General features: G+C 66.1%; 3 protein-coding genes and 2 tRNA genes. 4 read left to right on the top strand and 1 reads right to left on the bottom strand.

Translation table 11 applies throughout. From position 1 onward, the window contains the following. Window positions 1-9 precede the first annotated feature (9 nt). Window positions 10-83, bottom strand: a tRNA-Gly gene (locus U9980_RS10740). Between the two features lie 44 nt (window positions 84-127). On the opposite strand from U9980_RS10740, the gene U9980_RS10735 reads away from it, so the two are divergent. The 4 genes from U9980_RS10735 (at window position 128) to U9980_RS10720 (ending at window position 3,485) form a co-directional block, all read left to right on the top strand. Further along, window positions 128-200: transfer RNA gene (locus U9980_RS10735), tRNA-Pro, on the top strand. 56 nt (window positions 201-256) lie between these two features. Further along, the gene (gene tig / locus U9980_RS10730; RefSeq protein WP_322767779.1) at window positions 257-1,762 is read left to right on the top strand and encodes a trigger factor; all 1,506 of its coding nucleotides are present in this window, start codon (window positions 257-259) and stop codon (window positions 1,760-1,762) included. A 337-nt stretch (window positions 1,763-2,099) separates the two neighbouring features. Beyond that, entirely contained in the window at window positions 2,100-2,735 is a 636-nt protein-coding gene (locus U9980_RS10725) for an ATP-dependent Clp protease proteolytic subunit (protein ID WP_322747292.1), read from the top strand. Between the two features lie 78 nt (window positions 2,736-2,813). Then, window positions 2,814-3,485: an ATP-dependent Clp protease proteolytic subunit gene (locus U9980_RS10720; RefSeq protein WP_322747291.1), complete on the top strand. Its 672-nt coding sequence runs from the start codon at window positions 2,814-2,816 to the stop codon at window positions 3,483-3,485. The last annotated feature ends 5 nt before the right edge of the window (window positions 3,486-3,490 follow it).

Here is a 3,490-nt window from a genome sequence, read left to right as displayed (position 1 = left end):
CACCCCGAGTGGAGCGGGTGACCGGGATCGAACCGGCATGGCCAGCTTGGAAGGCTGGGGCTCTACCATTGAGCTACACCCGCGGCGCATCGCTTACACTACCCCGTAGGATAGTGAAGCAACGCCTCGGGGCGTAGCGTAGTGGCTAGCGCGCCTGCTTTGGGTGCAGGAGATCGGGAGTTCGAGTCTCCCCGCCCCGACCGGTACTCTCGGCGCGTCCATCCGATCCACCGCCGCATCAGGAGTTAGCCGCGCCGTGAAGGCCACCAAGGAGACCCTCAGTCCCACCCGGGTCAAGCTGACCGTCGAGGTGCCCTTCGACGAGCTCAAGCCGTCCGTCGACGCCGCCTACCGCAAGCTCGCGCGCGAGGTCCGGGTTTCCGGCTTTCGGCCGGGAAAGGTTCCACCGCGCATCCTCGACCAGCGCCTCGGCCGGGGTGTGATCCTCGAGGAGGCCATCCAGAACGCTTTGCCGCGGTTCTACACCGATGCCGTGCAGCAGGAGGAAGTCGACGTCCTGTCCCGGCCCGAGGTCGACATCAGTTCGTTCGCGGACGGTGCCCCGCTGGTCTTCACCGCGGAGGTGGACGTCCGGCCGGACATCTCGCTGCCCGACTACCACGGCCTTGAGGTCACCGTTGACGCGGTCGAGGTGACCGACGAACGGGTGGACGAGCTGTTGACGACCATGCGTGAGCGGTCCGCCGTGCTCAAGCCGGTCGAGCGCCCGGTGCAGGCCGGCGACTTCATCTCGCTCGATCTGTCCGCGACCGTGGCCGGCGAGGTGATCGACGATGCCGAGGCCGCCGGCATGTCCTATGAGGTCGGCAGCGAGAGTCTGATCGACGGTCTGGACGCGGCGATCACCGGTGCCGGTGAAGGGGAGAGTCGCACGTTTGCGACCGAACTGCTTGCCGGCGAGCTCGCCGGCAGTGTGGCTGAGGTCACTGTTACGGTCCGGGGCGTCAAGGAGCGCGAGCTCCCCGAGCTCGATGATGACTTCGCCACGACGGCCAGCGAGTTTGATTCGCTCGCTGAGCTGATCGCGGACATCCGCGGGCGCCTTGTCCGTGAGGCCGAGATCGGCCAGCTCGGTCAGGCGCGCGAGCGCGTCCTCGACGTCCTGATCGAGCGGGTCGACGCACCCCTGCCGGATTCGGTCCTCGACGACGAGGTTGCGGCCCGCGAGCACCGTTTCGCCCACGAGCTTGAGCGGATGGGCGTTGACCGCGCTGCCTACCTGGAGACGCTCGGCCAGACTGACGAGGAACATCTCGCCGACGTGCGGCAGCTCGCGGTGAAGGCCCTGAAGTCGCAGTTCATCCTGGACGCTGTGATCAATGCCGAGCAGCTTCGGATCGATCAGGGCGAGCTGATGGAGCAGGTGATCAGCCGGGCGCAGCGCATGGGGGTGAGTCCCGACGTCTTCGCCCAGCAGCTGACCCAGGGGGACGGCCTTTCGGCGATCATGGCCGACACGCTGCGGAACAAGGCACTCGCGTTCCTGCTGCGGCAGGCGACGGTCCTCGACCCGGCCGGAAGCGAGGTCGAGCTGGCGCTGCCTGCTCCGTGGGTACCGGGCGCTAGCGCGGCCGAGGACGCCGCAGTCGTGGAGGACGACCTCGACGATGATCTTGATAAAGATCTTGATGACGACCTCGACGACGATGTTGACGATGACGCCGACGGTGATCTCGATGCACCCGGTGGCATCAGTGCGGAGAAGGCGGGCGGGTCTACCGATCCCGCACCCAGCGCCTGAACTCTGGCGGCGGCGAACGACGAACCAGCGGCGGCCCCCGGACATCTCGTCCGGGGGCCGCCGCATTCCGACGGGCCAAAGGCGATGCGATCGTGGTTCTTCTCGCATCGCCGGCGGCCGAAGTCCCCGGATCGTCGGCGGGAGGGCGGGCCGGGCGGTCGGACGGCCCGCCGTTGATCGATTGCCCGGAATACCCGGATTGAGCGGCGCTGGGCTCGCTCGCCCTCACGCCCAGCGCGAACATCGAGCGCTAAGCCCCGGAACTGACTCGGGTCACAGATAGTGTCGAGCCGGTCAGATCAACCGTCGCCAGCGCGAGGAAGCCGAGGAGCTAACCGTGAGTGACATCGCAGCCCCGAGCCTGGTCGTCCCACAGCTGCGTTCGCCGGGGCAGAGCGGGGTCGGTTTCGACGAGCAGGTCTTCAACCGTCTGCTGCGCGAGCGGATCATTTTTCTGGGTTCGGTGGTGGAGGACCAGATTGCCAACGCGATCTGTGCCCAGCTGCTACTGCTCAACGCCGAGGACCCGAGCCGGGACATCTTCCTCTACATCAACTCTCCCGGTGGATCCGTCAGTGCCGGTATGGCAATCTACGACACGATGCAGTACGTGGAGAACGACGTGGCGACGGTTGCGCTCGGACTCGCCGCATCCATGGGACAGTTCCTGCTGTGCGCGGGTGCGGCCGGCAAGCGGTACTCACTTCCACATGCGAAGATCATGATGCACCAGCCGTCGGGTGGCATCGGTGGTACCGCGTCAGACATCGCCATCCAGGCCGAGCAGATGCTCTATACCAAGCGGATGATGCAGGAACGGATCGCATTCCACACCGGCCAGGCGATCGAGCAGATCGAGCGGGATTCCGACCGTGACCGTTGGTTCACAGCCGAGGAGGCCAAGGACTACGGGTTCGTCGACCACGTTGTGGCTCAGGCCCGCCAGGTCCCCAGCGAGGGCCCGGTCAGCTAGCCGCGTCCCGCGGACACCCGGCCGACACCGCCGACATCCGGCAACCGACCATCACCCGCCGTCGCGGAGGCACCCATCATGTACCAGCCGATTATCGGCCAGATCTCAGGTAACGGTCTGCCCGTCAGCCACTACGGGATCCCTCGGGTCATCGAGAAGACCAGCCGTGGCGATCTTTACCTTAATCCCTACGAGAAGCTGCTGCGGGAACGTATCGTCTTTCTCGGTATCCCGATCGACGACCTCTCCGCCAACGACGTGATGGCGCAGCTGCTGTTCCTGGAGTCCGAGGACCCCGACCGGGACATCTCGATCTATATAAACTCGCCGGGCGGATCCTTCACCTCGCTGACCGCCATTTACGACACGATGCAGTTTGTCCGGCCGGACATCCAGACGATCTGCATGGGCCAGGCGGCGTCCGCGGCGGCGGTGCTGCTCACCGCGGGGACGCCGGGCAAGCGTTTCGCGCTGGAGAACAGCCGGATCCTGCTGCACCAACCCTCCGGGCAGGGCGAGGGGCAGTCCAGCGACATCGAGATTCAGGCCAGGGAGATCCTCCGGATGCGTTCCCTGTTGGAGCGGATGCTCGCCCGGCACACCAAGCACACCGAGGAAGAGATCCGCCGCGACATCGAGCGTGACAAGATTTTCAGCGCGGCCGAGGCGCAGGAGTACGGCTTGATCGACGAGGTCATCCTGACCCGGAAGTCGTCGCAGTTGACGACCGCGCCGCCAGCGGGTCGCTAGGGCTC

It is taken from the genome of Protofrankia sp. Cr1, from assembly GCF_963555865.1.
Lineage (GTDB): Bacteria > Actinomycetota > Actinomycetes > Frankiales > Frankiaceae > Protofrankia.
This window is presented reverse-complemented; position numbering and strand designations above follow the sequence as displayed.